Source organism: Streptomyces sp. P6-2-1, from assembly GCF_050613165.1.
Classification (GTDB): domain Bacteria; phylum Actinomycetota; class Actinomycetes; order Streptomycetales; family Streptomycetaceae; genus Streptomyces.
On the sequence record NZ_CP192513.1, the window covers coordinates 5,148,159 to 5,171,294 of the forward strand.

Annotated in this window: 18 protein-coding genes and 1 pseudogene; 10 read left to right on the plus strand and 9 right to left on the minus strand. The window is 72.6% G+C overall.

Annotated features, from left to right (window positions below; genetic code table 11):
* Positions 1 to 46 precede the first annotated feature (46 nt).
* The 4 genes from ACQYWQ_RS22095 (at position 47) to ACQYWQ_RS22110 (ending at position 4,532) form a co-directional block, all read left to right on the plus strand.
* Complete coding sequence (locus tag ACQYWQ_RS22095) at positions 47 to 1,012, plus strand: co-chaperone YbbN (protein ID WP_431036864.1); 966 nt, start codon at positions 47 to 49, stop codon at positions 1,010 to 1,012.
* Positions 1,013 to 1,655: 643 nt separating this feature from the next.
* Positions 1,656 to 2,273: a DUF6230 family protein gene (locus ACQYWQ_RS22100; RefSeq protein ID WP_431036865.1), complete on the plus strand. Its 618-nt coding sequence runs from the start codon at positions 1,656 to 1,658 to the stop codon at positions 2,271 to 2,273.
* 212 nt (positions 2,274 to 2,485) lie between these two features.
* Complete coding sequence (locus ACQYWQ_RS22105; protein WP_431036866.1) at positions 2,486 to 3,100, plus strand: DUF6114 domain-containing protein; 615 nt, start codon at positions 2,486 to 2,488, stop codon at positions 3,098 to 3,100.
* Complete coding sequence (locus ACQYWQ_RS22110) at positions 3,081 to 4,532, plus strand: hypothetical protein (RefSeq protein WP_431036867.1); 1,452 nt, start codon at positions 3,081 to 3,083, stop codon at positions 4,530 to 4,532. Before ACQYWQ_RS22105 ends, ACQYWQ_RS22110 begins: the two co-directional genes overlap by 20 nt.
* A 76-nt stretch (positions 4,533 to 4,608) precedes the next feature.
* Here the strand turns inward: ACQYWQ_RS22110 and pyk are convergent, their stop codons facing one another.
* From pyk to pta, 3 genes are all read right to left on the minus strand, one after another.
* Positions 4,609 to 6,039 (minus strand): pyruvate kinase, encoded by a 1,431-nt coding sequence (pyk, locus tag ACQYWQ_RS22115; RefSeq protein WP_431036868.1) that lies wholly within the window; start codon positions 6,037 to 6,039, stop codon positions 4,609 to 4,611.
* A gap of 219 nt (positions 6,040 to 6,258) precedes the next feature.
* Entirely contained in the window at positions 6,259 to 7,497 is a 1,239-nt protein-coding gene (locus ACQYWQ_RS22120) for an acetate kinase (protein WP_431036869.1), read from the minus strand.
* Positions 7,498 to 7,548: 51 nt separating this feature from the next.
* Positions 7,549 to 9,639 (minus strand): phosphate acetyltransferase, encoded by a 2,091-nt coding sequence (gene pta, locus ACQYWQ_RS22125; protein WP_431036870.1) that lies wholly within the window; start codon positions 9,637 to 9,639, stop codon positions 7,549 to 7,551.
* Between the two features lie 407 nt (positions 9,640 to 10,046).
* Here pta and ACQYWQ_RS22130 point away from each other — a divergent pair, with 407 nt between their 5' ends.
* On the plus strand, positions 10,047 to 11,072 hold the full coding sequence (locus tag ACQYWQ_RS22130; RefSeq protein WP_431036872.1) for an ATP-dependent 6-phosphofructokinase: 1,026 nt from the start codon (positions 10,047 to 10,049) through the stop codon (positions 11,070 to 11,072).
* 194 nt (positions 11,073 to 11,266) lie between these two features.
* Here ACQYWQ_RS22130 and ACQYWQ_RS22135 read toward each other — a convergent pair whose 3' ends face one another.
* Entirely contained in the window at positions 11,267 to 12,373 is a 1,107-nt protein-coding gene (locus ACQYWQ_RS22135) for an ABC transporter substrate-binding protein (protein ID WP_431036873.1), read from the minus strand.
* 132 nt (positions 12,374 to 12,505) lie between these two features.
* On the opposite strand from ACQYWQ_RS22135, the gene ACQYWQ_RS22140 reads away from it, so the two are divergent.
* Positions 12,506 to 12,907, plus strand: a complete 402-nt coding sequence (locus ACQYWQ_RS22140) for a nuclear transport factor 2 family protein (protein ID WP_431036874.1) — start codon at positions 12,506 to 12,508, stop codon at positions 12,905 to 12,907.
* A gap of 25 nt (positions 12,908 to 12,932) precedes the next feature.
* Here ACQYWQ_RS22140 and ACQYWQ_RS22145 read toward each other — a convergent pair whose 3' ends face one another.
* Both ACQYWQ_RS22145 and ACQYWQ_RS22150 read right to left on the minus strand, forming a co-directional pair.
* Positions 12,933 to 13,616 (minus strand): response regulator, encoded by a 684-nt coding sequence (locus ACQYWQ_RS22145; protein ID WP_431036875.1) that lies wholly within the window; start codon positions 13,614 to 13,616, stop codon positions 12,933 to 12,935.
* Complete coding sequence (locus ACQYWQ_RS22150; protein ID WP_431036877.1) at positions 13,613 to 15,232, minus strand: sensor histidine kinase; 1,620 nt, start codon at positions 15,230 to 15,232, stop codon at positions 13,613 to 13,615. Before ACQYWQ_RS22150 ends, ACQYWQ_RS22145 begins: the two co-directional genes overlap by 4 nt.
* 170 nt (positions 15,233 to 15,402) lie before the next feature.
* Between ACQYWQ_RS22150 and ACQYWQ_RS22155 the strand changes: the two genes are divergently transcribed.
* Complete coding sequence (locus ACQYWQ_RS22155; RefSeq protein WP_431036879.1) at positions 15,403 to 16,803, plus strand: cation:dicarboxylate symporter family transporter; 1,401 nt, start codon at positions 15,403 to 15,405, stop codon at positions 16,801 to 16,803.
* 101 nt (positions 16,804 to 16,904) lie between these two features.
* Here the strand turns inward: ACQYWQ_RS22155 and ACQYWQ_RS22160 are convergent, their stop codons facing one another.
* Positions 16,905 to 20,060 carry a GH92 family glycosyl hydrolase gene (locus ACQYWQ_RS22160; RefSeq protein ID WP_431036881.1) on the minus strand — a complete coding sequence of 1,052 codons (3,156 nt, stop codon included), beginning with the start codon at positions 20,058 to 20,060 and terminating at the stop codon, positions 16,905 to 16,907.
* 186 nt (positions 20,061 to 20,246) lie between these two features.
* Here ACQYWQ_RS22160 and ACQYWQ_RS22165 point away from each other — a divergent pair, with 186 nt between their 5' ends.
* On the plus strand, positions 20,247 to 21,047 hold the full coding sequence (locus ACQYWQ_RS22165; protein WP_431039290.1) for a carbon-nitrogen hydrolase family protein: 801 nt from the start codon (positions 20,247 to 20,249) through the stop codon (positions 21,045 to 21,047).
* Positions 21,048 to 21,182: 135 nt separating this feature from the next.
* Here the strand turns inward: ACQYWQ_RS22165 and ACQYWQ_RS22170 are convergent, their stop codons facing one another.
* On the minus strand, positions 21,183 to 21,428 hold the full coding sequence (locus ACQYWQ_RS22170; RefSeq protein WP_431036883.1) for a hypothetical protein: 246 nt from the start codon (positions 21,426 to 21,428) through the stop codon (positions 21,183 to 21,185).
* A gap of 149 nt (positions 21,429 to 21,577) precedes the next feature.
* Positions 21,578 to 21,942, minus strand: a pseudogene (locus ACQYWQ_RS22175) (winged helix-turn-helix transcriptional regulator).
* 326 nt (positions 21,943 to 22,268) lie between these two features.
* Here ACQYWQ_RS22175 and ACQYWQ_RS22180 point away from each other — a divergent pair.
* Together ACQYWQ_RS22180 and ACQYWQ_RS22185 are read left to right on the plus strand one after the other, a co-directional pair.
* A complete protein-coding gene (locus ACQYWQ_RS22180) occupies positions 22,269 to 22,748 on the plus strand; it encodes a MerR family transcriptional regulator (protein ID WP_431039291.1) in 480 nt (159 codons plus the stop codon).
* Positions 22,732 to 23,067: a thioredoxin family protein gene (locus tag ACQYWQ_RS22185; protein ID WP_431036885.1), complete on the plus strand. Its 336-nt coding sequence runs from the start codon at positions 22,732 to 22,734 to the stop codon at positions 23,065 to 23,067. The genes ACQYWQ_RS22180 and ACQYWQ_RS22185 overlap by 17 nt, the downstream gene beginning before the upstream one ends.
* Positions 23,068 to 23,136: the final 69 nt, after the last annotated feature.

Here is a 23,136-nt window from a genome sequence, read left to right on the forward strand (position 1 = left end):
GCACCTGACTTTTCCGCTGTGGCGGCCGAAGGGGGAGGATGGGTTCATGCAGCCACGGAACATGTCCATGAGCGGGGTCGTCGACCTCGCCGCGGTGAAGGCGGCCCAGGAGGCCAAGGCCAAGGCCGAGCAGGCCCGCGCCGAGCGTGCCCGCGCGGGCGACACGGGAGCGGTCCCGCCCTCGGGGCTCGTCATCGACGTCGACGAGGCGGGCTTCGAGCGCGAAGTCCTCCAGCTCTCCACCGAAGTCCCTGTCGTCATCGACTTCCAGGTCCCGCGGGCCGAGCCGTCGGCGGCGCTGAGCGCCGTGCTCGAACGCCTCGCCGTCGAGTACAACGGCCGTTTCGTCCTCGCGCGCGTCGACGCCGAGGCGAACCAGATGCTGTTGCAGCAGTTCGGGGTCCAGGGCATCCCCGCCGTCTTCGCCGTCGTCGCAGGTCAGGCCCTGCCGCTCTTCCAGGGGGCCGCGCCCGAGGAGCAGGTCCGCCAGCTCCTCGACCAGCTCATCCAGGTCGGTGAGGAGCGCTTCGGCCTCACCGGTGTCCAGGTCGACGCCTCGGCCGCCGAGCAGGCACCCGCCGAAGAGCCCGCGGGGCCCTATGACCACCTCCTCCAGGCCGCCGTGGACGCCCTCGACTCCGGCGACTTCGCCGGTGCGGTCCAGGCGTACCGCAACGTCCTGAGCGAGGACCCGGCCAATACGGAGGCCAAGCTCGGGCTCGCGCAGGCCGAACTCCTGAGCCGGGTCTCCGGCCTGGACCCGGCGAAGGTCCGCGGTGAGGCGGCCGAGCGCCCCAAGGACGTCGCCGCCCAGCTCGCGGCCGCCGACCTCGATCTCGCGGGCGGCCACGTCGAGGACGCTTTCGGGCGCATCGTCGACACCATCCGCCAGGTCTTCGGCGAGGAGCGCGACACCGCGCGCCTGCGCCTCCTCGACCTCTTCGAGGTGGTGGGCCCCGAGGACCCGCGCGTCGTGGCGGCCCGTCAGGCCCTCGCGCGGGTGCTCTTCTGAGCGGGTAACGGTCCATGCGGGGCGCCGGAGCGCGCGGTAACCGGGCATATGCCCGCGTTCCGCGCCCCGGTGATTTGGCGACACGGCGACTTCAGCACCCCCTCTTTGCCAAAACTTGGCAAAGAGGGGGTGCTGTTACTTGCAGTAAGAGGAGCCCGACCTTCCGTCGCTCGCCGTGGGGTGATGTCCCGTTATGCGCCCTTGTGCGAAGCGACTTTCCGTGCCGCCGGGGGGTGTGCGTGATGCCTCGCGGTCATATCGGCGTTACTAGTCAGTAACGAACCCCTTGTGCGGGACCGCCGAATGCACCACGATCGGGCACGCTCGGTCCACTGCCTCCGGTCCGACAGCCAATCGGCGCCCGGGGGTTCATGGGTCCCCACCGGGCGGGCCGGGGTCCTCGCGGGCGCCGGCCGGGACAGGGGGGTCTCCGCCGGTGGCGGGGCCTGTCCGCGGGTTGCGTGAAGGCGCAGCCAAGTGGTTGTCGCTCGGGGGTGATCGCCGGAGATCAGCGCGCTTCACGCGCAGCGAGTCCCCGGCGCTTCTTCCCGAGGACGTAGCGCTTCTCCCATCCCTGCCCCCAGTCGCCGCCCGAGCGGCGGCAGGCACGGGCCGGGGATGTACGTCCGAGAAGGAGGAAATCATGGAATCTGTCGCTCGTGGCGGGACCAGATGGCGTCGCTTCGCCGTCGTCATGGTCCCGGGTGTCGCTGCCACGGCGGCGATCGGGGTCGCGGTGGCGCAGGGCGCGCTCGCGGCTTCGTTCAGTGTGTCGGGCCAGCAGTTCAAGGTCTCGGCGGACAAGCTCGAAGGTGACGGCTTCGCCCAGTACGGCGGCATGGACGTCGAGTCGGACGGGAAGACCGGTCACGCCGTGGCCGTCTCGTCGTTCGAGAACGCCAAGCTGTACAACATGTGCCAGTCGGTCGTGACGCCGAACGTGCCGCTCGTCGGCACGATCACGCTCAGGCTCAACGCCGGCACCAAGGGCACCCCGGCGGAGGCGAAGAACCTCTACGTCGACCTGGACGACCTCTCCGGTGAGGCCACGTTCGAGGACATCGACATCGGCGTGGCGGCGGGGGCCAAGACCCGCGGTCCCGCGCTCGCGAAGAACACCCCCACCGGTGCCTTCGCGCAGCAGGCCAGGAAGGCCACGATCGAGAACGTCAAGCAGACGGCCTGGGCCACCACGGCCGGCACGTTCAAGCTGAGCGGGCTGCACATGTCGCTGCACAAGGGCGTCAAGGAGTGCTACTGAGCACTCCCGACGGGACGGGTCCCACGCGTTCCCGTCCCGCCGTGCTCTGACCTCGCGACCGTGGGCGGCCCCGGCGGGCCGCCCGCGGGGCGCGGGCCCTTCGGCACGCGGGTTCCTTCCGTACGGGCCGGGGCGGCGTCACCGTCCCGCCCCGCACGGGCGACCCCGTGCCCCCTCATCCACGCATAGCCGGTTCCAGGGAGCTGTTTTCCATGAGCGCCGAGTCCCCAGGGCTGAGCGACGACCGACTGCACGTCTGGCGAACGCGGTTCCGCGACTGGCGGGGCACCCGGCCCTTCTGGGCAGGTGTGCTGACACTGCTGGGCGGCATACCCATCGCCTACATCCCCTATCACGACCTCAAGCTGGGGCAGCTCACCGTCCGCATGTCGACGACGGCGGGTGCGGGCTCCCTCATCATCGGGGTTCTGCTCATCACCCTCGGCCTGACGATGTGGTACCAGGCGCAGGTACGGGTCTTCGCCGGAGTCGCGGCGATCCTCCTCGCCCTGGTCTCGCTCCCGGTCTCCAACTTCGGCGGCTTCCTCGTCGGTTTCCTTCTCGCCCTCTTCGGCGGCAGCCTCGCGCTCGCCTGGGTGCCGGACAAGAAGGGCCCGTACGGGAAGAACGCCGAGGCCGGTGACCCGGCGGGAGACCCGAGCGGCGAGCCGGGCGGTGATCCCGCGCCCGAGGGCCAGGGCCCGGACGCCGGCCCCGGGCCCGCACTGCCCCGCCAGCCAGGACCCGCGGGGGACGACGCCCCGGCCGGGGACGGCGGGCGGCCCCTCGCGCACCTGGCCGACGGTGGTGGGCACCGTGCCGAATGACGAGCTGTCCCCGGGGGAGCGCGGATCGGGTCCCCGGCACGCGGCGCCGCGCAAGTCGGTCCTGACCAAGTTCCGGATACCCGCGGGCAAGGCGATGGCCCTCGCGGCCATGCCGACGGCCGTCTTCGTCGGCATGGGCCTCACTCCGCGCCTCGCCCTCGCCGACGACAAGACCGACCTGCCGTTCGCGCCAGGCCCCTGTGTGACCCGCTCCGACGAGCCGAGCCAGGAGCCCAGCGGCTCCGCGTCGGCGAAGCCCTCGCCCTCGCCCTCCGCCTCCGCGTCCACCTCGCCGAGCCCCTCCACGACGCCGCGGCCCACCGCTTCGGACGAAGCGAAGGACGAGGCGAAGGGGGACGCGGCGAAGGACGAGGCGAAGGACGACGCGGCGAAGGACGCCTCGGGCTCCGATGCCGCCGCGAACGACAAGGCGGACACGGGCCCCGGGGCGAAGTCCGCGAAGGAGGCGCAGGACGAGCCATCGGCGAGCCCCTCGCCCAGCACGTCCGAGAAGAAGAACCCGCTCGACCCGCTGGGTCTCGGCGACGCCCTCAAGGACCTCTTCACGCCGAAGGACAAGAAGGCCGAGGACACCGACGCGTCCGGCGAGGAGAAGACCGCCGAGGACGACAAGACGGCGGACACCAAGGCGGACGACAAGGCCGGGGACAAGGCCGGGGACAAGGCCGGGGACTCCGCTGCCAAGGACTCCGGTACCCAGGACTCCGGTACCAAGGACACCGCGGGCGGCGACACGTCCGGCGGCGCCGCGGCACCCCGTACCCTCAAGGACGACCTCAGCGACGCCGCGCGCGCCGCAGGTGCCTCCGAGAAGGACATCGCGGAGGGCGCCCGCAAGGCCGAGGAGCAGAACGCCAAGGGCCCGCAGACCGAGAAGGCCGGCAAGGCCGACGCGGGCACGAGCGACGGGCCCGAGCCCTACCCCTGCCCCACCCACGACGCCAAGGCGCTCGCCGACGCCGACGTGGACGAGAGCTACCCGCGCGTCGCCGAGGACCCCTGGACCCTGCACACCACGAAGCTGAGCCTGCACGGGCTCGGTTACGACGGCATCGTCAAGGTCCGCACGTCGAGCGGCAGGATCAAGAACGTCCTCAAGTTCACCGCGAGCGGCATCGACATCAAGGACCTGCACCAGACCGCCGTCGGGCCCGGCGAGTACACGACGCACGTCAAGGGCGCTCCGGGTTCCACGTCGAAGATCCGCGACGGCAAGGTCACGATGTACACGGAGGAGCTGAAGGGGAAGCTGCTCGGCCTCATCCCGGTCGACTTCACCCCCGACAGCCCGCCGCCGCTGACGCTGCCCGAGCTGTTCTTCACGGACGTGACGGTCGTCCAGGCCGGTCAGTTCGGCGGGACGCTCACCATCCCCGGACTCCACAACTACCTGGACAAGAGCGGCAGCTGAGACACGCGCGAGGGGCGCCCCCGGAAGACCGGGAGGCGCCCCTCACTCGTATGCCGTTCCGCGGCCGGAGCCTCGCTCAGCCCTGCCGGTTGTCGCCCAGGTGGTGGACCCTGACGAGGTTCGTCGAGCCGGGGACCCCGGGGGGCGAGCCCGCCGTGATCACCACGGTGTCGCCGTCCTTGAGCGAGCCCAGCTTGACCGCCTCGCCGTCGACGAGGTCGACCATCGCGTCCGTCGTGTCCACGTGCGGCACGAGGTACGGGGTGACGCCCCAGCTCAGCGCGAGCTGATTGCGCGTGGACTCGTCCGTCGTGAAGGCGAGGACCGGCTGCGCCGTGCGGTAGCGGGCCAGGCGGCGCGCGGTGTCGCCCGACTTCGTGAAGGCGACGAGCGCGTTCGCGTCGAGGAAGTCCGCGATCTCTGCGGCGGCACGGGCGACCGAACCACTCTGCGTACGCGGCTTCTTGCCCTCGTCGAGCGGCTTGAGGCCCTGCGCGAGCAGCGCCTCCTCGGCCGCGGTGACGATCTTCGACATCGTCTTGACGGTCTCGATCGGGTACGCGCCCACGCTCGACTCGGCCGAGAGCATGACCGCGTCGGCGCCGTCCAGGATCGCGTTCGCCACGTCGCTCGCCTCGGCACGCGTCGGGCGCGAGTTGGTGATCATCGACTCCATCATCTGGGTCGCCACGACCACCGGCTTGGCGTTGCGCCGGCACATCTCCACGAGGCGCTTCTGCACCAGCGGGACCTTCTCCAGCGGGTACTCCACGGCGAGGTCGCCGCGCGCCACCATGACGGCGTCGAAGGCGAGGACGACCTCCTCCATGTTCGCGACGGCCTGCGGCTTCTCGACCTTCGCGATGACGGGGAGGCGCGTGCCCTCCTCGTCCATGATCTTGTGCACGTCCTTGACGTCCGAGGCGTCGCGCACGAAGGAGAGCGCGATCATGTCGGCGCCGGTGCGCAGCGCGAAGCGGAGGTCCTCGACGTCCTTCTCGGAGAGCGCGGGCACGTTGACGGCCGCGCCGGGCAGGTTGATGCCCTTGTGGTCCGAGACCACACCGCCCTCGATGACGATCGTGTGCACCTTGGGTCCCTCGACCGAGGTGACCTTCAGCTCGACGTTGCCGTCGTTGATGAGGATCGGGTCGCCCTTGGCGACATCGCCGGGGAGGCCCTTGTACGTCGTGCCGCAGATCGTGCGGTCGCCCGGCACGTCCTCCACGGTGATCGTGAACTCGTCGCCCCGGGTCAGCTCGACGGGTCCGTCGGCGAAGGTCTCCAGGCGGATCTTCGGGCCCTGGAGGTCGAAGAGGACACCGACGGTCTTCCCCGCGTCGGCGGCGGCCTGGCGGACGCGCTGGTAACGCCCGAGGTGTTCTTCGTGCGAGCCGTGGCTCATGTTGAGCCGGGCCACGTTCATGCCGGCTTCGATAAGGGCCTTCAGCTGATCGTACGAGTCGACCGCTGGACCGAGAGTGCAGACGATTTTGGAACGGCGCATGAGCCAAATCCTATCGGTTTGTTTCGGGGCGGGATTAACGGACTACCGGAAGAACACATGGGCGCGGGGCCGCTCAGACGAAAGGGTTTCCCAGGCCGCGAGAACCGCGCGGGAGAGCGACACATGGGCGCTGTCGCGCTCAGGTGGGCCGCCCGGAATACCGTGAGAACGGCCCGGAAACACGGCCCGAAATCGCGGCGCGACCGCCTCGCGCGAAATTCAGCCCCGTACACCCCCTTCCGCTCCTTCCGCGACGAGCCCGTACGTCTGCCGCGCGATCTCCAGTTCCTCGTCGGTCGGTACGACGGCGACGGTGACGGGGGTTCCCTCCGGCGAGATGACCCGGGCCCGCTTCTCGCGCGCCGCGTTGCGCTCCGGGTCCACGGCGAGCCCGAAACCGGTCAGTCCCTCCACGGCGGCCGCGCGCACGGGCGCCGAGTTCTCGCCGACACCGGCGGTGAAGGCGAGCGCGTCGACGCGGCCGAGCACCGCCGTGTACGCGCCGATGTACTTGCGCAGGCGGTGCACGTACACGTCGAAGGCGAGCCGCGCGGTGCGGTCGCCCTCCCCGGCCCTGCGGGTGATCTCGCGCATGTCGTTGTCACCGCACAGGCCGTACAGGCCGCTCTTCTTGTTCAGCAGCACGTCCACATCCTCGGCCGACATACTGGCGTTCCGCATCAGGTGGAAGACCACTGCGGGGTCGATGTCCCCCGACCGGGTGCCCATCACGAGCCCTTCCAAGGGGGTCAGTCCCATCGAGGTGTCCACACTGCGGCCCCCGCGCACGGCGCAGGCCGAGGCCCCGTTGCCCAGGTGCAGGACGATCGTGTTCGTCTCCTCGTAGGGCCGTCCGAGCAGCTCCGCCGTCGCGCGCGAGACGTAGGCGTGCGAGGTGCCGTGCGCCCCGTAGCGGCGGATGCGGTGCGCCTCGGCGACGGCGGTGTCGAGCGCGTACCGCGAGGCGGCGTCGGGCATGTGCGCGTGGAAGGCGGTGTCGAAGACGGCGACCTGCGGCAGCGCGGGGTTCAGGCGCCGTGCGGTACGGATGCCCGCGAGCCCCGCCGGGTTGTGCAGCGGGGCGACGGGGATGAGCCGCTCGATCTCGCGCTCCACGTGCCAGTCCACGAGGGTCGGCCCGTCGAAGAGCCGCCCGCCGTGCACGATGCGGTGGCCGACGGCGAGCAGCTCGGGCGAGTCGAGGCCGAGCCCGTCGCCGGACAGCTCGGCGGCGACCGCGTCGAGCGCCTCGTCGTGGTCGGCGACGCGGCCGTCACGGCCGCGGGTCCTGGGCTCGGTGCCGGTCAGGAGGGTGTGCTCGACGCGCGAGGTGCGCTCCCCGATCCGCTCCACGAGACCGGTCGCGAGCCGCGACCCGTCCCGCATGTCGAGGAGCTGGTACTTGACCGATGAGGAGCCGGAGTTGAGGACGAGCACGCGGGTGGGTGAGGCGGACACGGGGGCCTTTCGTCGGAGCCGTGGGCGGGCGCGGGGCGGGACACCGGCACGCTACGGCGCTCCGTCCCCGTTCGCCGCCTGCCCCGCCTGGATGGCGGTGATGGCGACCGTGTTCACGATGTCCTCGACGAGCGCGCCGCGGGAGAGGTCGTTGACGGGCTTGCGCAGGCCCTGGAGCACCGGGCCCACGGCGACGGCGCCCGCCGAACGCTGCACGGCCTTGTACGTGTTGTTGCCCGTGTTGAGGTCGGGGAAGATCAGCACCGTCGCGCGCCCGGCGACGGGCGAGTCGGGGAGCTTCGTCGCCGCGACGGACGGGTCGACGGCCGCGTCGTACTGGATGGGGCCCTCGATGAGCAGATCGGGGCGCTCGGCCCGTACCAGCTCCGTCGCCTGCCGCACCTTGTCGACGTCGGCGCCCGAGCCGGAGGTCCCCGTCGAGTACGAGAGCATCGCGATGCGGGGCTCGACGCCGAAGGCCGCGGCCGTGGCCGCCGACTGGATCGCGATGTCGGCGAGCTGCTCGGCGTCCGGGTCGGGGTTGACGGCGCAGTCCGCGTAGACGAGGACCTTGTCGGCGAGGCACATGAAGAAGGCCGAGGAGACGAGCTTCGCGTCCGGGCGGGTCTTGATGACCTCGAAGGCCGGGCGGATCGTCGCCGCCGTCGAGTGCACGGCGCCCGAGACCATGCCGTCGGCGAGCCCGGCCCGCACCATCAGCGTCCCGAAGTAGTTGACGTCGGCGACGACGTCGTGCGCCAGCTCCTCGGTCACGCCCTTGTGCGCCCGCAGCGCCGCGTACTCGCGCGCGAAGCGCCCGCGCAGCTCGGAGTCCCGCGGGTCGAGCAGCTCGGCGCCCTCGACGTCCACGCCGAGGTCGGCGGCCTTCTTGCGGATGACCGCGGGGTCACCGAGCAGCGTGAGCGCGCACACCGAGCGGCGCAGCAGGATGTCGGCCGCGCGCAGCACCCGCTCCTCGGTGCCCTCGGGCAGCACCACGCGGCGGGGGTGCGCGCGGGCCTGCTCGATGAGCTTGTGCGCGAACATCATCGGCGTGACACGGCCGCTGCCCGCGACGCGGATGCGGTCCAGGAGCGCCGGGCCGTTGACCCAGCGCTCGAAGAGGCCGAGTGCCGTCTCCGTCTTGCGCGGGGTCGCCGCGCCGAGGCGCCCTTCGAGGGTGAACAGCTCGGTCGCCGTCGGGAAGCTGTTGCCCGGTACGGAGACGAGCGGCGTGCCGGGGGCGAGCTGTTCGGCGAGGTGCAGGACACCCTGGTCGGGGCGCTCGCCGAGGGTCAGCAGGACGCCCGCGATGGCGGGCGCCGACGTCGAGTGCGCGGCGAGCGCGCCCACGACGAGGTCCGAGCGGTCGCCGGGGGTCACGACGAGGCAGCCGGGGGTGAGCGCGTGCAGGAAGTTCGGCAGCGTCGCGCCGCCGAAGACGAAGTCGAGCGCGTCGCGCGAGAGGCCCGCCTCGTCACCGAGCAGAACCGTTCCGCCGAGCGTGTGCGTGATCTGCGCGACGGTCGGCGCCGAAAGGCTCGGCTCGTCGGGCAGCACGTACACGGGTACGCCGATCCGGCCCGTCAGACGCTCCTGCACGAGGTCGCGGTCGGCGGGCGCGACACGGTTGACGATCATCGCGAGGACGTCGCAGCCGCGGCCCGCGTAGGCGTGGTACGCGTTGTGCGCCTCGGAACGCACGGACTCGGCCGACTGCTCCTTGCCTCCCACGACGGGCAGGACGAAGGCGCCGAACTCGTTGGCGAGCCGCGCGTTGAAGCCCAGTTCGTCGGGGAGCTGGGTGTGCGCGAAGTCCGTGCCGATCACGAGGACCGCCTCGTACGCGGCGGCGAGCCGCTGGTAGCGCTCCACGAGGCGCGAGACGAGTTCGTCCAGGCCCTGCTCCGCCTGGAGCGCGTTCGCCCGCGCGTAGTGCATCCCGAAGACCGAGTCGGGCGGCTGGGGGAGCCGGTAGCGCTCGCGGAACAGCTCGTACATACGGTCGGGGCCGTCGTGGACGAGCGGCCGGAAGACGGCGACCCGGTCGACCCTGCGGGTCAGCAGTTCCATGACCCCCAGCTCGACGACCTGCCGCCCGTCCCCCCGGTCGGTCCCGGTCACATAGACACTGCGCGCCACCGGTATTTCTCCCTTTCCCTACTCATACGAATTCGGGAGTACTCATCAGAGCACCCGGAATCGTTCTCGACATCTCGCGCCAAGCGCAAGAGAATGCCGGAGAACTCATAGGACAAAAACACCTGATCTGCTGAACCTGCCCCCTTGACACTACCCACAGCACTCGGTATGCCGCTTCCGCGGGCCCCCCGGCGCGTCCGTATTTCCGCGCGCCCCCTACCGTTGTTCCGCTCCGGCGGTGGTAAACGCGCGCCCCCGGGACGGACGTATGTTCCGGGCTTTCCACAGGCGTGCGAGAATCGGCCCGAGTTCAGGGGGAACCCGCACCGTCCATCCGCGTTCTTCGCGTCCCTTCCCGTCCTCTCAACCCCCGCGCACCTCTAGTAAGCGAGCAGGAGAACAGCACGATGCGCATCGGAATTCTCACCGCAGGCGGCGACTGCCCGGGCCTCAACGCAGTGATCCGGTCGGTCGTGCACCGTGCCGTCACGCATCACGGCGACGAGGTGATCGGGTTCGAGGACGGGTACAAGGGCCTGCTCGACCGGCACTACCGCGAACTCGACCTCGACGCGGTGAGCGGCATCCTCGCCAGGGGCGGCACGATCCTCGGTTCGGCCCGCCTGGAGCGCGGCCGCCTCGCCGAGGCCTGCGCCAACGCCCCCGAACTCGCCCGCGAACTGGGCATCGACGTCCTCATCCCGATCGGCGGCGAGGGCACCCTGACCGCCGCGCGGATGCTCTCCGAGAGCGGGATGCCCGTCGTCGGCGTGCCGAAGACGATCGACAACGACATCTCCTCGACCGACCGCACCTTCGGCTTCGACACCGCCGTCGGCGTCGCGACCGAGGCGATCGACCGCCTCAAGACCACGGCCGAGTCCCACCAGCGGGTCATGGTCGTCGAGGTCATGGGCCGCCACGCGGGCTGGATCGCGCTGGAGTCGGGCATGGCGGGCGGCGCGCACGGCATCTGCCTGCCGGAGCGGCCCTTCGACCCGGCCGACCTCGTCAAGATGGTCGAGGAACGCTTCGCGCGCGGCAAGAAGTTCGCCGTCATCTGCGTCGCCGAGGGCGCCCACCCCGCCGCGGGCACGATGGACTACGGCAAGGGCGAGATCGACCAGTTCGGCCACGAGCGCTTCCGCGGCATCGGCACGGCCCTCGCCTACGAACTCGAAACCCGCCTCGGCAAGGAGGCCCGCCCGGTCATCCTCGGCCACGTCCAGCGCGGCGGCACCCCCACCGCCTACGACCGCGTCCTCGCCACCCGCTTCGGCTGGTACGCCGTCGAGGCCGCCCACCGCGGCGACTTCGGCAACATGACGGCGCTGCGCGGCACGGACGTGGTCATGGTCCCGCTGGCGGAAGCGGTGACGGCGCTGAAGACGGTGCCGGCGGAACGGATGGAAGAGGCGGAGTCGGTGTTCTAGGCGGCCCCGGCGGTACGGCGGCGCGGCCCTTGTGGCCGTACGGGGGCCTCGCGGCGGCGGTACGGGGGTCGTGCGGCGGCGGTACGGGGGTCGTGCGCTGGTACGGGTACGGGGCCGCCCCCGCCGCTCGCCCCGTACCCGTACCCTGCCCCGTACCCGCCCCTCGCGCCTTGCCCTCCTCCGGCCACGTGGCCTCAGCCGGTGTGGAGCACCCGGAAACGGCGGGGGTCCGCCGGGTCGCGGTCGACGACCTGGATCGGCGGCCACGCCCATTGCCAGACCTCGATGCCCGGCGTGCGGGAGAACCGGATCGGTCCGCGGGTGCCCTCGATGGCCACGTGCGGCCAGGACGCGGCGATGGCGGCCCGGTCCGTGCCGTGGGAGCGCATCGCCGCGGCGAGGACGGCGATGGTGTCCCAGCCCTCGAAGGCGACGAAGGAGGGGACCTGGCCCAGCCGTTCCCCGAGCGCCTTGCCGACGCGTTCGCCGAGCGGGCCCAGGCGCCCGGGCAGGTAGCGCAGGAACGGGATCGCGGCGCCTTCCCCGCCCAGCGCCGTCTCCCATGCGGCGAACTCCGGCTGCCCGGCCGGGGCGCCGATCAGGATCTGCGCGAGCCGCCGGTCGCCGCGTACGGCCTCGACGAGCGGTACCGCGGGCTCCGGATGGCCGGTCAGCAGGAGCAGCGCCGTCGCGCCGTGGCCGGCGAGCGCGTCGCACAGGGCCCCGGGGGTGAGGGCGTTCGCGTCGAGTGCGAGGAGCGTGCCGCCGCGGGGAGCGAGGTGGTCGCGCAGGACGCGCGCCCCGGACGCCCAGTAGACACCGGGCTGGGCGGCCACGGCGATCCGGTCCAGGCCCGCACCGATGAGGAAGTCCGCGTAGACCCGCCAGCCCCGGGACTGGGCCGGTGCCAGGCGCGCGACCCACCGCGTCGGCGCGTCGGTGAGCGCGTCGAGCACCGCGGACGAGCAGAGGAACGGCAGGCCGAGCGCGGCGGCGCGGGCGGCGGCGGCGCGGGCGACCACGCTGTGGTACTCGCCCGCCACGGCCGCCACGTCCAGAGCGGCCAGTTCCGCCACGGCCGCCGCGGCCCGCTCCGGGTCGGCGGCGGTGTCCCTGACCACCAGCTCCAGCGGCCTGCCGTCGATGCCGCCGCCGTCGTTGACCTCGCGCACGGCCAGGTCGAGCCCGGCGAGCAGGTGCCGGCCCGCCGCGGTCCAGCCGGGCCGCGTGAGCGGGACGAGCGCGCCCAGGCGGACCGGTGACCGGTCCGTGTGCTCCGCTCGGGGCGGGGAGACAGGCATCGGGTCGCGTCTCCTCGGGGTCGATGCGGTCGCGGTCCCCCGGGACCGCGCGTCGGCGGGGACTACGGTGCCGTGTGCGAGGGCCGGGTCCAGTGTGACGCCGGCGTTGTTCCCCGAGGAAGAGGTGTGCGTATGCGCGCGTTCCGTGCGGCCGTCGAGGCCCGGGACATGGCGGCCGGCGATGCCCTGCTCGCCCAGGACGTCGTGTTCACGAGTCCGGTGGTCCACGAACCGTACCGGGGCAGGGCGATCACCGCCGCGATCCTGCGCGGGGTGCCGCGCGTCTTCGAGGACTTCCGGTACGTGCGGGAGATCGGCGACGAGGACGGGGCCGACCACGCGCTCGTCTTCGCGGCCCGCGTGGGCGACCGCGAGCTGACCGGCTGCGACGTCCTGCACGTCAACGAGGCCGGGCTGATCGACGGGTTCACGGTCATGGTGCGCCCCCTGTCCGGCGCGCGGGCGCTCGCCGAGGCGATGGGGGCGCGGTTCGCGCGGATCACGCGGGAGGCGGCGGCTGCCCCGGAGGCGTGAGAAGGCCGGGCCGCCGCCTGCTGCCTCACCCCCGCGCCTCCCACCGGTAGTGCAACTCCGGGCGGCCCACCTGGCCGTAGCGCGGGGCGCGGGTCGCGAGGCCCGTCGTGACGAGGTGTTCGAGGTAGCGGCGGGCCGTGATGCGGGAGAGCCCTGCCAGGGTCGCGGCCGACTGGGCGGTGAGCCCTTCCTCGCCCGCCGCGCGCAGGGCCAGCGTCACGCGGTCGAGCGTCGGGGCGCTCAGGCCCTTCGGCGGGTCGGCGGGACGCGGGGCGCGCAGCGCGGCGAGCGCGCGGTCCACGTCGTCCTGGCCCGCCGCCTCGCCCGCCGCGGCCCGGAACTCCCCGTACCGCACGAGCCGGTCGCGCAGCGTCGCGAAGGTGAACGGCTTGAGCACGTACTGCACGACCCCGAGCGAGACCCCCTCGCGCACGACGGCGAGGTCCCGCGCGGACGTGACGGCGATGACGTCGGCGCGGTGCCCCGCCGAGCGCAGCCCGCGCAGCAGCTGGAGCCCGTGCCCGTCGGGGAGGTACAGGTCGAGCAGGACGAGGTCGATCGGCGTGCGCTCCAGGGCTCGGCGCGCGGCCGCCGCCGAGTGTGCCACCGCGGCGACCGTGAACCCGGGAACGCGCTCGACGTACAGGCGGTGCGCGTCGGCGGCGACGGCCTCGTCCTCCACGACGAGGACCCGCACGGGCTCGCTCATCGCGTCCCTCCCGCGGACGCCGCGAGCGGCAGCCGTACGGTGAAGTCCGCGCCGCCCTCCGGGCCTTGGCGCGCCACCACCGTGCCGCCCGCGCGCCCGGCCGCCTGCCGCACGAGCGCGAGGCCGAGACCGTGCGCGCCCGGCTCGTGGGCCTTCGTGGACCAGCCGTCGCGGAAGGCGTCCTCCCTGTGCGCGGGGTCGAGCCCGGGGCCGTTGTCGGTGACGCGGAGCAGCAACTCATCGCCGTGCGGGGTGTGTTCGGGGCGCGCGGTCACGGTGACACGGGCGCCGGGGGTGCCCTGCGCGGCCTCCACCGCGTTGTCGACGAGGTTGCCGAGGATCGTCACGAGGTCGCGGGGCGGCAGGCTCGCGGGGAGCAGTCCGTCATCGAGCCCGCTGTCCTCGCTCAGGACCAGCTCCACTCCGTGCTCGTGCGCGTACGCCGTCCTGCCCAGCAGGAGCGCGGCGAGCACCGGTTCACCGACCGCGCCCGTCATGCGGTCGGTGAGCGCCTGCGCCAGCTCCAGCTCGGCCGTCGCGAAGTCCACCGCCTCGCCGGGGCGCCCGAGTTCGACGAGCGAGACCACCGTGTGCAGCCGGTTCGCCGCCTCGTGCGCCTGCGCCCTGAGCGCCTTGCCGAAACTCCGCTCCGCGTCCAGCTCGCCCATGAGCGCCCGCAGTTCCGTGTGGTCCCGCAAGGTCACCACCGTTCCCGAGCGCTGGCCCCCGGAGACCGGCGAGGTGTTGACGACGAGGACGCGTTCCTCGGTGAGGTGCACCTCGTCGACGCGCGGCTCCGAGGCGAGCAGCGCCCCGGTGAGCCCGCGCGGGAGCCCCAGCTCCGCGACGGGGCGCCCCACATACGCGCCCGGGGGCAGCCCGAGCAGTTCGCGCGCCCCGTCGTTGAGCAGCGCCACGGCCCGGTGCCCGTCGAGCATGAGCAGCCCCTCCCGCACCGCGTGCAGCGCTGCCTCGTGGTAGTCGTGCACGAGGGCGAGTTCGGTCGCGTTCATGCCGTGCGTGTGCCGTCGCAGGCGCCGGTTGATCACGTACGTGCCCGTACCGCCGAGGAGCAGCGCCGCCGCCGCTGTCACGAGGAGCAGCAGCACCTGGTGGCGCAGGCGCTCGCTGATCGCGGTGACGTCTATCCCCGCGCTCACGAGCCCCGTGACGCGCTCGCCGTCCTTGACGGGCGTCACGACCCGTACCGAGACCCCGAGCGTCCCCCGGTACGTCTCCGAGAACGTCCGCCCGCGCAGCGCCGCCGCGCGGTGCCCGAGGAAGCGCTCGCCTATCTGCCCCGGCGTCGGGTGCGTGTAGCGGATGCCTTCGGGGGACATGATCGTCACGAAGGTGAGGTCGGCCTCGCGGCGGACCTTCTCGGCGTAGGGCTGGAGGGTGCGGGTCGGTTCGGGCGCGCTGATCGCCTCGCGCACCGTGGGCGCGGCGGCGATGGCGAGCGCGGCGGCGGTGACCTGGCGCTCGGCTGCGGTACGGGCCTGGCGGCGGTCGCTCACGTACGTGAAGAGGGCGCAGCCCGCGACGACGAGCGCCACGAGGAGCACCTGCATGGCGAAGAGCTGACCGGCCAGGCTCCGGGGACGGGGGAGGCGCATCGGGCCAGTGTGCCGAAGGCGAGCGAGCGCGCGGTCGCGGGGGCACGACCGTAATGAACGAAACCGTGACCCCGGTCACACCGTGCGGGATAGTCGCCGCAGCCCGGCGTGCGGAGCGAGCCGCAGTCCCCGCACGCCGCCCCAGACGATGACGTCCCCAGGAGGAACCCGTGTCAGCCACCGAGGCAGCCGTCCCCGAGCCCGAGGGACACGGGCCGACGACCCCGCCGCCCGCCGCGCCGAGACGCCGCGACAAGAGCCACTACCTCTACCTGGCCGTGATCGGCGCCGTGATCCTCGGCATCATCCTGGGCTTCGCCGCGCCCGGGGTGGCCGTGGAGCTGAAGCCGCTCGGCACCGGCTTCGTGAACCTGATCAAGATGATGATCTCGCCGATCATCTTCTGCACGATCGTGCTCGGCATCGGTTCGGTGCGCAAGGCCGCGAAGGTCGGCGCCGTGGGCGGGCTCGCGCTCGGCTACTTCCTCGTGATGTCGACCGTCGCGCTCGCGATCGGCATCCTCGTCGGCAACTTCCTGGAGCCGGGCCAGGGACTGCACCTGACCGAGTCGGTGCGGGAGGTGGGCGCCGCGCAGGCCCCGAAGGCCCCCGAGTCGACGGTCGACTTCCTCCTCGGCATCATCCCGACGACGCTCGTCTCCGCGTTCACGAGCGAGAAGGTCCTCCAGACGCTCCTGGTCGCCCTCCTCGTCGGCTTCGCGCTCCAGGCGCTCGGCAAGAGCGGCGAGCCGGTCCTGCGCGGCATCGGCCACATCCAGAAGCTCGTCTTCCGCGTCCTGTCGATGATCATGTGGGCGGCCCCGGTCGGCGCCTTCGGCGCGATGGCCGCCGTCGTCGGCGAGACGGGTGTCGACGCGCTCAAATCGCTCGCCGTCATCATGATCGGCTTCTACGTGACGTGCGTCCTCTTCGTCGTGCTCGTCCTCGGGGCGCTGCTCAGGCTCGTCGCGGGCGTCAACATCCTGCTCCTCCTGAAGTACCTCGCCCGCGAATTCCTGCTCATCCTGTCCACCTCCTCGTCCGAGTCCGCGCTGCCGCGCCTCATCGCGAAGATGGAGCACCTCGGCGTATCGCGCCCGGTCGTCGGCATCACCGTCCCGACGGGCTACTCCTTCAACCTCGACGGCACCGCCATCTACCTCACGATGGCGTCCATATTCGTCGCCGAGGCGATGGACCAGCCGCTCTCGATCGGCCAGCAGATCTCCCTGCTCGTCTTCATGATCATCGCCTCGAAGGGCGCGGCGGGCGTCACGGGAGCGGGGCTCGCGACGCTCGCGGGCGGCCTCCAGTCCCACCGTCCCGAACTCGTCGACGGGGTCGGCCTGATCGTCGGCATCGACCGCTTCATGAGCGAGGCCCGCGCCCTGACGAACTTCGCGGGGAACGCGGTGGCGACGGTCCTCGTGGGGACATGGACGAAGGAGATCGACAAGGAGCGCGTGGACCAGGTCCTCGCGGGGAAGCTGCCGTTCGACGAGAAGACCCTTGTGGAGGAGGGGGAGGCGGAGACCGAGGTTCCCGAGCAGAGGGAACCCGTCAACGCCTGAGCCCCCAGGGGCTCCGTCCCCGGACCCCCGCGCGTCGCAACGCCCCGCCTGCGGACGGGGAGACCCCGGAGGGGCTGAACTCCTCAGCCCCTCCGGTCCCGTCATGCCTCAGGGCAGAGATGGAGTGCGAGCACCCCGTCCCCCCGCGTGGCGACCGTCACCTTGCCGACGACCCCCGCGTCCCCGCTGTTGGCGAGGCGGAAGTCCGTCCCGCCGTTCTCTCCGTTGTGGAAGGCCGCGTCGTCGACCTCGAAGACGGCCGTCTTCCACGTGTCGGTCCCGGTCTTCGCGACCTCGGGCGTCGACGTGTACGCGTCGCCGACCGCGTCGTACTGGAGACTCCAGCCGCCGGTGCCGTGGTCGAAGTAGTCCACGGTGACGGTGGCGTGGTAATTCCCGCCGGGAACGGTCGTGTTGTCGACGTCGAAGTACTGGAACGGGGACCCGTCCGTCGTCTCGTGCCCCGAACGGCCCGCCTTCTCGACGGCGTTCCAGTGCCCGTCGCCGTTGTCCCGCGCGCGCAGCCCGCACTCCGTGTCCTCCGTGCCGAGCGTCGCGCACGCCGTGGCCGTGCCGTCCGGGTCGGGCACGGTCACCACGACCGCCCCGCCCGGGAGTTGTTCGCCCGAGGACGTACGGAAGGACACCTTCACCGGGTGGTACCCGGACGGCGTGTCCTTCGCCGTGCTGATCGCGACCGGCACCTCGGCCGTCCGCGCGTGCTTCAGGCTCAGTGTCCCGGAGGACGGCGAGACCTTGACGTGCGGGTCGTCGGTCGAGGCCGTCCACCGTACGGAGGAGGGCCGGCCCGCGAGCGCCGAGACGCCCACCGTGCCCTTGAGGCCCTTGCCCGCCTCGGTGACCCGCGTGCCGTTCGGCGTGAGGTAGCCGACGGCGGACTTCTCGTACTGCCGCCAGGACGGCGGTGCCGCCTTCGCGGAGGTCGCCCAGTGCCTGTCGGGGCGCGTCGAGAGCGAGAAGTCGAGCTCCCCGCCGCGCGTCACGACCTCGTCCGGCAGCGAAGTCGCCTCGTGGGAACGGCCGTTGAGCCTGAGGCCGGTGACGTACGGGGTGTTCGTCGCCGCCTTCGGGGCGTGGACGCTCAGCGTGCGGCCCGTGCCGAGGTGGATCTCGGCGCGCTTGAACAGGGGGCTGTTGAGCGCGAGGACAGGGGTGCCGGGCGTCGCGGGCATCATGCCGAGCGCCGCCCACACGTAGACCGAGGACTGCGCCCCGTTGTCGTCGTTGCCGGGGAGCCCGTCGGGCGCGGTCGTGTAGATCTCGTTGACCATGCGCCGCGTGACCTCCTGGGTCTTCCACGGCTGACCCACGTAGTCGTAGACCCACGGCGCCGCCGTGTCGATCTCGTTGCCCATCCACGCGTACGGCTCGTTGCCGCCCGCGTTGAGCTGCGTGAAGAACGCGTCGAGGCGCGGAACGACCTTGTCCTTGCCGCCCATCGCCGTCACGAGCCCCGCGAGGTTCTGCGGGACGAGCCAGTTGTACTGCGCCGCGTTGCCCTCGTCGTAGCCGTCCTGCCCGAAGGCGCTGTCCGGCGGCTTGACGAAGCCGGGCCCGGCCGGGAAGGAGCCGTTGTCGTCGCGCGGGCGCAGGTAGCCGGTCGCCGGGTCGTAGATGTTCTGCCAGTTCTGCCCGCGCTTCGCGTACTCGCGCGCGGTCGCCTTGTCCCCGACGCGCTCGGCGAGCTGCGAGATCGAGAAGTCGTCGATCGCCCACTCCAGCGTCTCGGAAGCGCCCTGGAGGCCGTGATCGCCCTGTGAGTCGCTGTTGTTGGGCGCGTACCCGAGCCGTACGTAGTCCTCGACGCCCGGGCGGGCGATCCAGCCCCAGCCGACCTTCTCGGACACGGTCGCGTTCTTCTTCATGATCGGCAGCGCCGACTCGATGTCCACGTCCTTCGCGCCGAAGGCGACGTACTGCGCGAAGAGCGGGACCCCGTTGTCGCCGTTCATGACGTTGCCCGTCATGTTCTGGGCGGGCCACTTCGGCCACCAGCCGCCCTGCTGCTGGGCGTCCCTGAGCAGCGAGTTGGCCATGTCGCCCGCGCGCCCGGGGTACAGCATCGTCTGGAGCGGGGCGAGCGAGCGGTAGATGTCCCAGTCCGAGAAGGTCCCGTACTGGTGGTGCCCCGGCGCCACCCGGCGGATTCTGTCGTCGAAGCCGATGTAGCGGCCGTCGACGTCGTCGAAGATGCTCGGCGACTGGAGGGAGCGGTACAAGGCCGTGTAGAAGGTGGTCAGTTGGCCGGTCGTCCCGCCGCCCACCTCGACCTTCCCGAGCGCCGTGCGCCAGTCCGCGCGCGTCTGCGCCTGGACCTTGCCGGTGTCCCACCCCGGTATCTCCGTCGTCAGGTTGCGCGCCGCGCCGTCCTGACTCACGTACGACATACCGATCTTGGCAGTCACCTTCCGCTCGCGCGCGGTGTCGAAGGTGAGGTACGCGCCCGAGTCGGGCCCCTCGGCCTTCGAGGCGCCCTCGGTCACCTCGCCCGCGCCGTCCCATGTGCCGTGCGCGGTGAACGGACGGTCGAACCTGATGTCGAAGTGCAGCGTGTACCTGCTGTTGTTGCACAGCCCGTGCGGCGTGACCGTACCGGCGACCTCGCGGTCACCGACGAGGTGCGCCTCGGCCGCGTAGTCGCCGCCCAGGCTCGTCCCCGACTTCACGAGCACCTGCGCCTCGGACCCCTTCGGGTACGTGAAGGAGGCGATGCCCGCACGGGTGCGCGCCCCGATCGACACGTCGATCCCCGAGTCGGCCAGCCTGACCTCGTACGCGCCCGCCCCGGCCTTCTCCTTCGCGTGCGAGTAGTGCTCGGTCCGCGCGGCGGGCTTCTCCCCGACGGCGCCCGTCACGGGCAGCAGCGGGATGTTCCCGAACGAGGAGCAGCCGCCCGAGAAGTGGTCGACGCTGAAACCCTTGATCTCGTCGGAGTCGTACGAGTACCCGGTCGGCCCCTCGGTCGTGTCCGGGCTGAACTGCATCATCCCGAAGGGCGCGGTGACGCCCGGCCAGGTGTTCTCCCAGTCGCTCCCCTTCTGCGTCCCGATGAACGGGTCGACGTAGCGGCTCGGGTCGGCGACGAGCGCGGCCCCGCCGCTGTCCCTGCCGCCGTGCCCGTGCCCGTGCTGCGTGGCAGCGGCGGCGGGCGGTACGGCGAGCCCGCACACGGCCAGCACCAGGGCGGCGGCCCCGGTCCCGCGCACCGCGCGCGCTCTGTTCCTGAATCCCCACATACGTGGTTCTCCTCCATCGCGGCGGCACCGGCGTGATGGCTGACATCGTTGTCACGTGTCGCTGAGGAGTCTGTGCCGAGGCTGAGAGGGAGTCAAGGGGGTGGCGGGTGCCTTCGTGGCGGGCAGGGGCGACGATGGGGCGGACGGTGGCGACAGGGAGGACGTACGACGATGACCGCGACACCACTGAGGCTCGCCCTCGGCCAGCTCACCTCGGGCCCCGAGCCCGCGGCCAACCTGGACCTCGTGCGCGAGCGCACGCGCGAGGCCACCGGGGGCGGCGCACGGCTCGTCGTCTTCCCCGAGGCGACGATGGCGTGCTTCGGCATCCCGCTGGGCCCGGTGGCGGAGCCCCTGGACGGGCCGTGGGCGGAGGGCGTCCGCGCGATCGCCGCCGAGTACGGGATCGTCGTGGTGGCGGGGATGTTCACGCCTGCCCCTGACGGGCGCGTGACGAACACGCTGCTCGCCACCGGGCCCGGGGTCGAGGCCGCGTACGACAAGATCCACCTCTACGACGCGTTCGGTTTCGCCGAGTCGGCCACGGTCGCGCCGGGCTCCGACGTCGTCACGATCGACGTCGACGGCGTCCGTACGGGCCTCGCCACCTGCTACGACGTCCGCTTCCCCGAACTCTTCCGCGCCCACGCGGACGCGGGGGCGGTCCTGAGCCTCCTCCCGGCCTCCTGGGGCGCGGGCCCCGGCAAACGGGACCAGTGGGAACTCCTCGTCCGGGCACGGGCCCTGGACGCGACGCTGTACGTGGCCGCGGTGGACCAGGCCGACCCGGGGGCGAGCGGCCTGCCCCGCTCCGGCAAGGCCCCGACGGGAATCGGCCACAGCTTGCTGGCGGGGCCGGACGGAGTGGTGCGGGCCTCGGCGGGGGCGGAGCCGGGGGTGGTGTTCGCGGAGGTGGACGTGGCCGAGGTGGAGAGGGTGAGGAAGGCGATTCCGGTGCTGGGGAACCGGAGGCTCGGGCTGGGCTGAGGGGGCTCGCGGCGGCGGGGGAGACGGCGGCGAGGGACCGGCGGGGGCATCCCCGCGCGTGCGGGGGCTTCCCTGCGCGCGCCGCGGCTCTACGTGGCGCCGCGCCCGTTTCCGGTCGCTCGCGCCCGGCCCGCCTCAGCCGTCCGCCCCGCCGGGCCGGCCGCGTTCCGCTCGCCCCGCGCGAGCGCCGGCGTGCCGCTCGCCGCGAGGAGCGTGCCGCGGGGCGAGGGAGCCGCGCCGCCCGGCGGCCCGTACCTCCTCGTACCGCTCCCGCGAGACCCGTACGCGTTCCCGCGCGCCCGTGTCGAACGCGGGGTCGTCACCGGGCTCGGCCCGGGCGTCCTGGAGGTCGCCGGAGCCCGCGAAGGCCGTCGCGGTCACGAGGACCCCCGTCGGCACGCGCCCGGCGCGGCCGAGTCACCCCGCCCCCCCCGCGCGCCACCGCCCGAAGGGCGCAGGCCGCTCGGCGGCGTACCCGTCCGCGTCACCGCCCGCCCGTGCCGATCCCGTCGAACCGAAGCGGTCCCGCCTCACGCACCGCGCACCCGGAACTCATGGCCCGGATCAACTGCCGCCCGGCCCGGGACTCCTGAGGTCCCTGGCACGTCGGCCGCGGCCGCGTCCTCGCGGCGTATCCGCTCGGTCCCCCAGGCGCCGAGCGGCCCGAGCGCCTGATGGAGCGTGCGCCCGTGCGCGGTCAGGGAGCACTCCACGCGCGGTGGCACCTCGGCGTGGACCGCCCGGCGCACCGGACCGTCCTCCTCCCTCTCGCGCAGGTGCTGCGTCAGCAGCTTCTCGCTCACGCCCGGCAGACCACGGCGGAGCCGCGCGAAGCGGCGTACGCGATGGGTGTCGAGTTCCAGAGGATCAGCCCCTTCCCCTTGCCGCTCACCACGTCGAGCGCGACGTGGTGAGCGGCAGCTGCACGGCCCGCGCCTTCCTCACCGCCGACACCCGGTCACCGTCTGGAACCGCACCCCCGCCCGGGCCGAAGGCGTCGGCACCGACGGAGCGCGACGGGCGGCGACACCCGCCGAAGCCGTCGAGGCGGGTGACCTCGTGATCCTCGGCCTCACCGACTACCGGGCGATGTACGACTGGACCCGCGTCATCGACAGCATCCGGGCCCGCGCTGACCGCTCGCGGAACCGGCGGCCACGCCCCGGGCTGGCCTTGACGCCGGGGTCAAGCCCTACGGTCGGGTGCATGGACGACGGCGAGATGCGCATCGGCGAGCTGGCGGAGCGTGCCGGGACCACGACGCGGGCCCTGCGCTACTACGAGGCGCGCGGGCTGCTCGCCGCGCGCCGCGACGCGCACGGGCACCGCGTCTACGGCGAGGAGGACCTCCGCCTCGTGCGCCGCATCCGCACACTCCAGGAGGTCGGCTTCGGCCTGGAGGAGACACGTCCCTTCGTGGAGTGCCTGCGCGCGGGCCACGAGGAGGGCGATACGTGCCCCGCCTCGCTCGGCGTCTACCGCCGCAAGCTCGCCGAGATGGACGCCCTTGTCGCCCAGGTCCGCACGGCCCGCGCCCGCGTCGCCGCGCAACTGGCGCGCGCGGAAGAGGCGGTACGGGCCCTGGCGGGCAAGGCGCCCCCGGAGCCCGGCTGCGGCCTCGCCCCCGTACCGGTACCCGTCGTACCCGACCCCCCGATGTCCCGACAGCCCGAGGAGACCCGCCGTGCTCGACGCCCTTGACGTCCCCCACCTCACCGACGACCGCTTCGAAAGCGACGTGCTCCACGCCCCGGGGCTCGTCCTCGTCGAGTTCACCGCGACCTGGTGCCCGCCGTGCCGTCAGCTCGCGCCCGTCCTCGCCGGCCTCGCGCGCGAGCGCGCCGGGGAGCTGCGGGTCCTCGCGCTCGACGTGGACGAGGCGCCGCTCACGGCCGCGCGCTACCGGGTGCTCGCCGCGCCCACGATGATCCTCTTCCGCGACGGCGAGCCGCTCGGCACGCTCGTCGGCGCCCGCTCGGGCCGCCGCTTGCGCGAGGAACTGGACCGGATGACCGCCTGACGCCCGCGGAAGGCTCGGAGAAGCGCCCGGAGGAGACGGCTCCCGCTACGCGAAAACGCCCCGGCCACT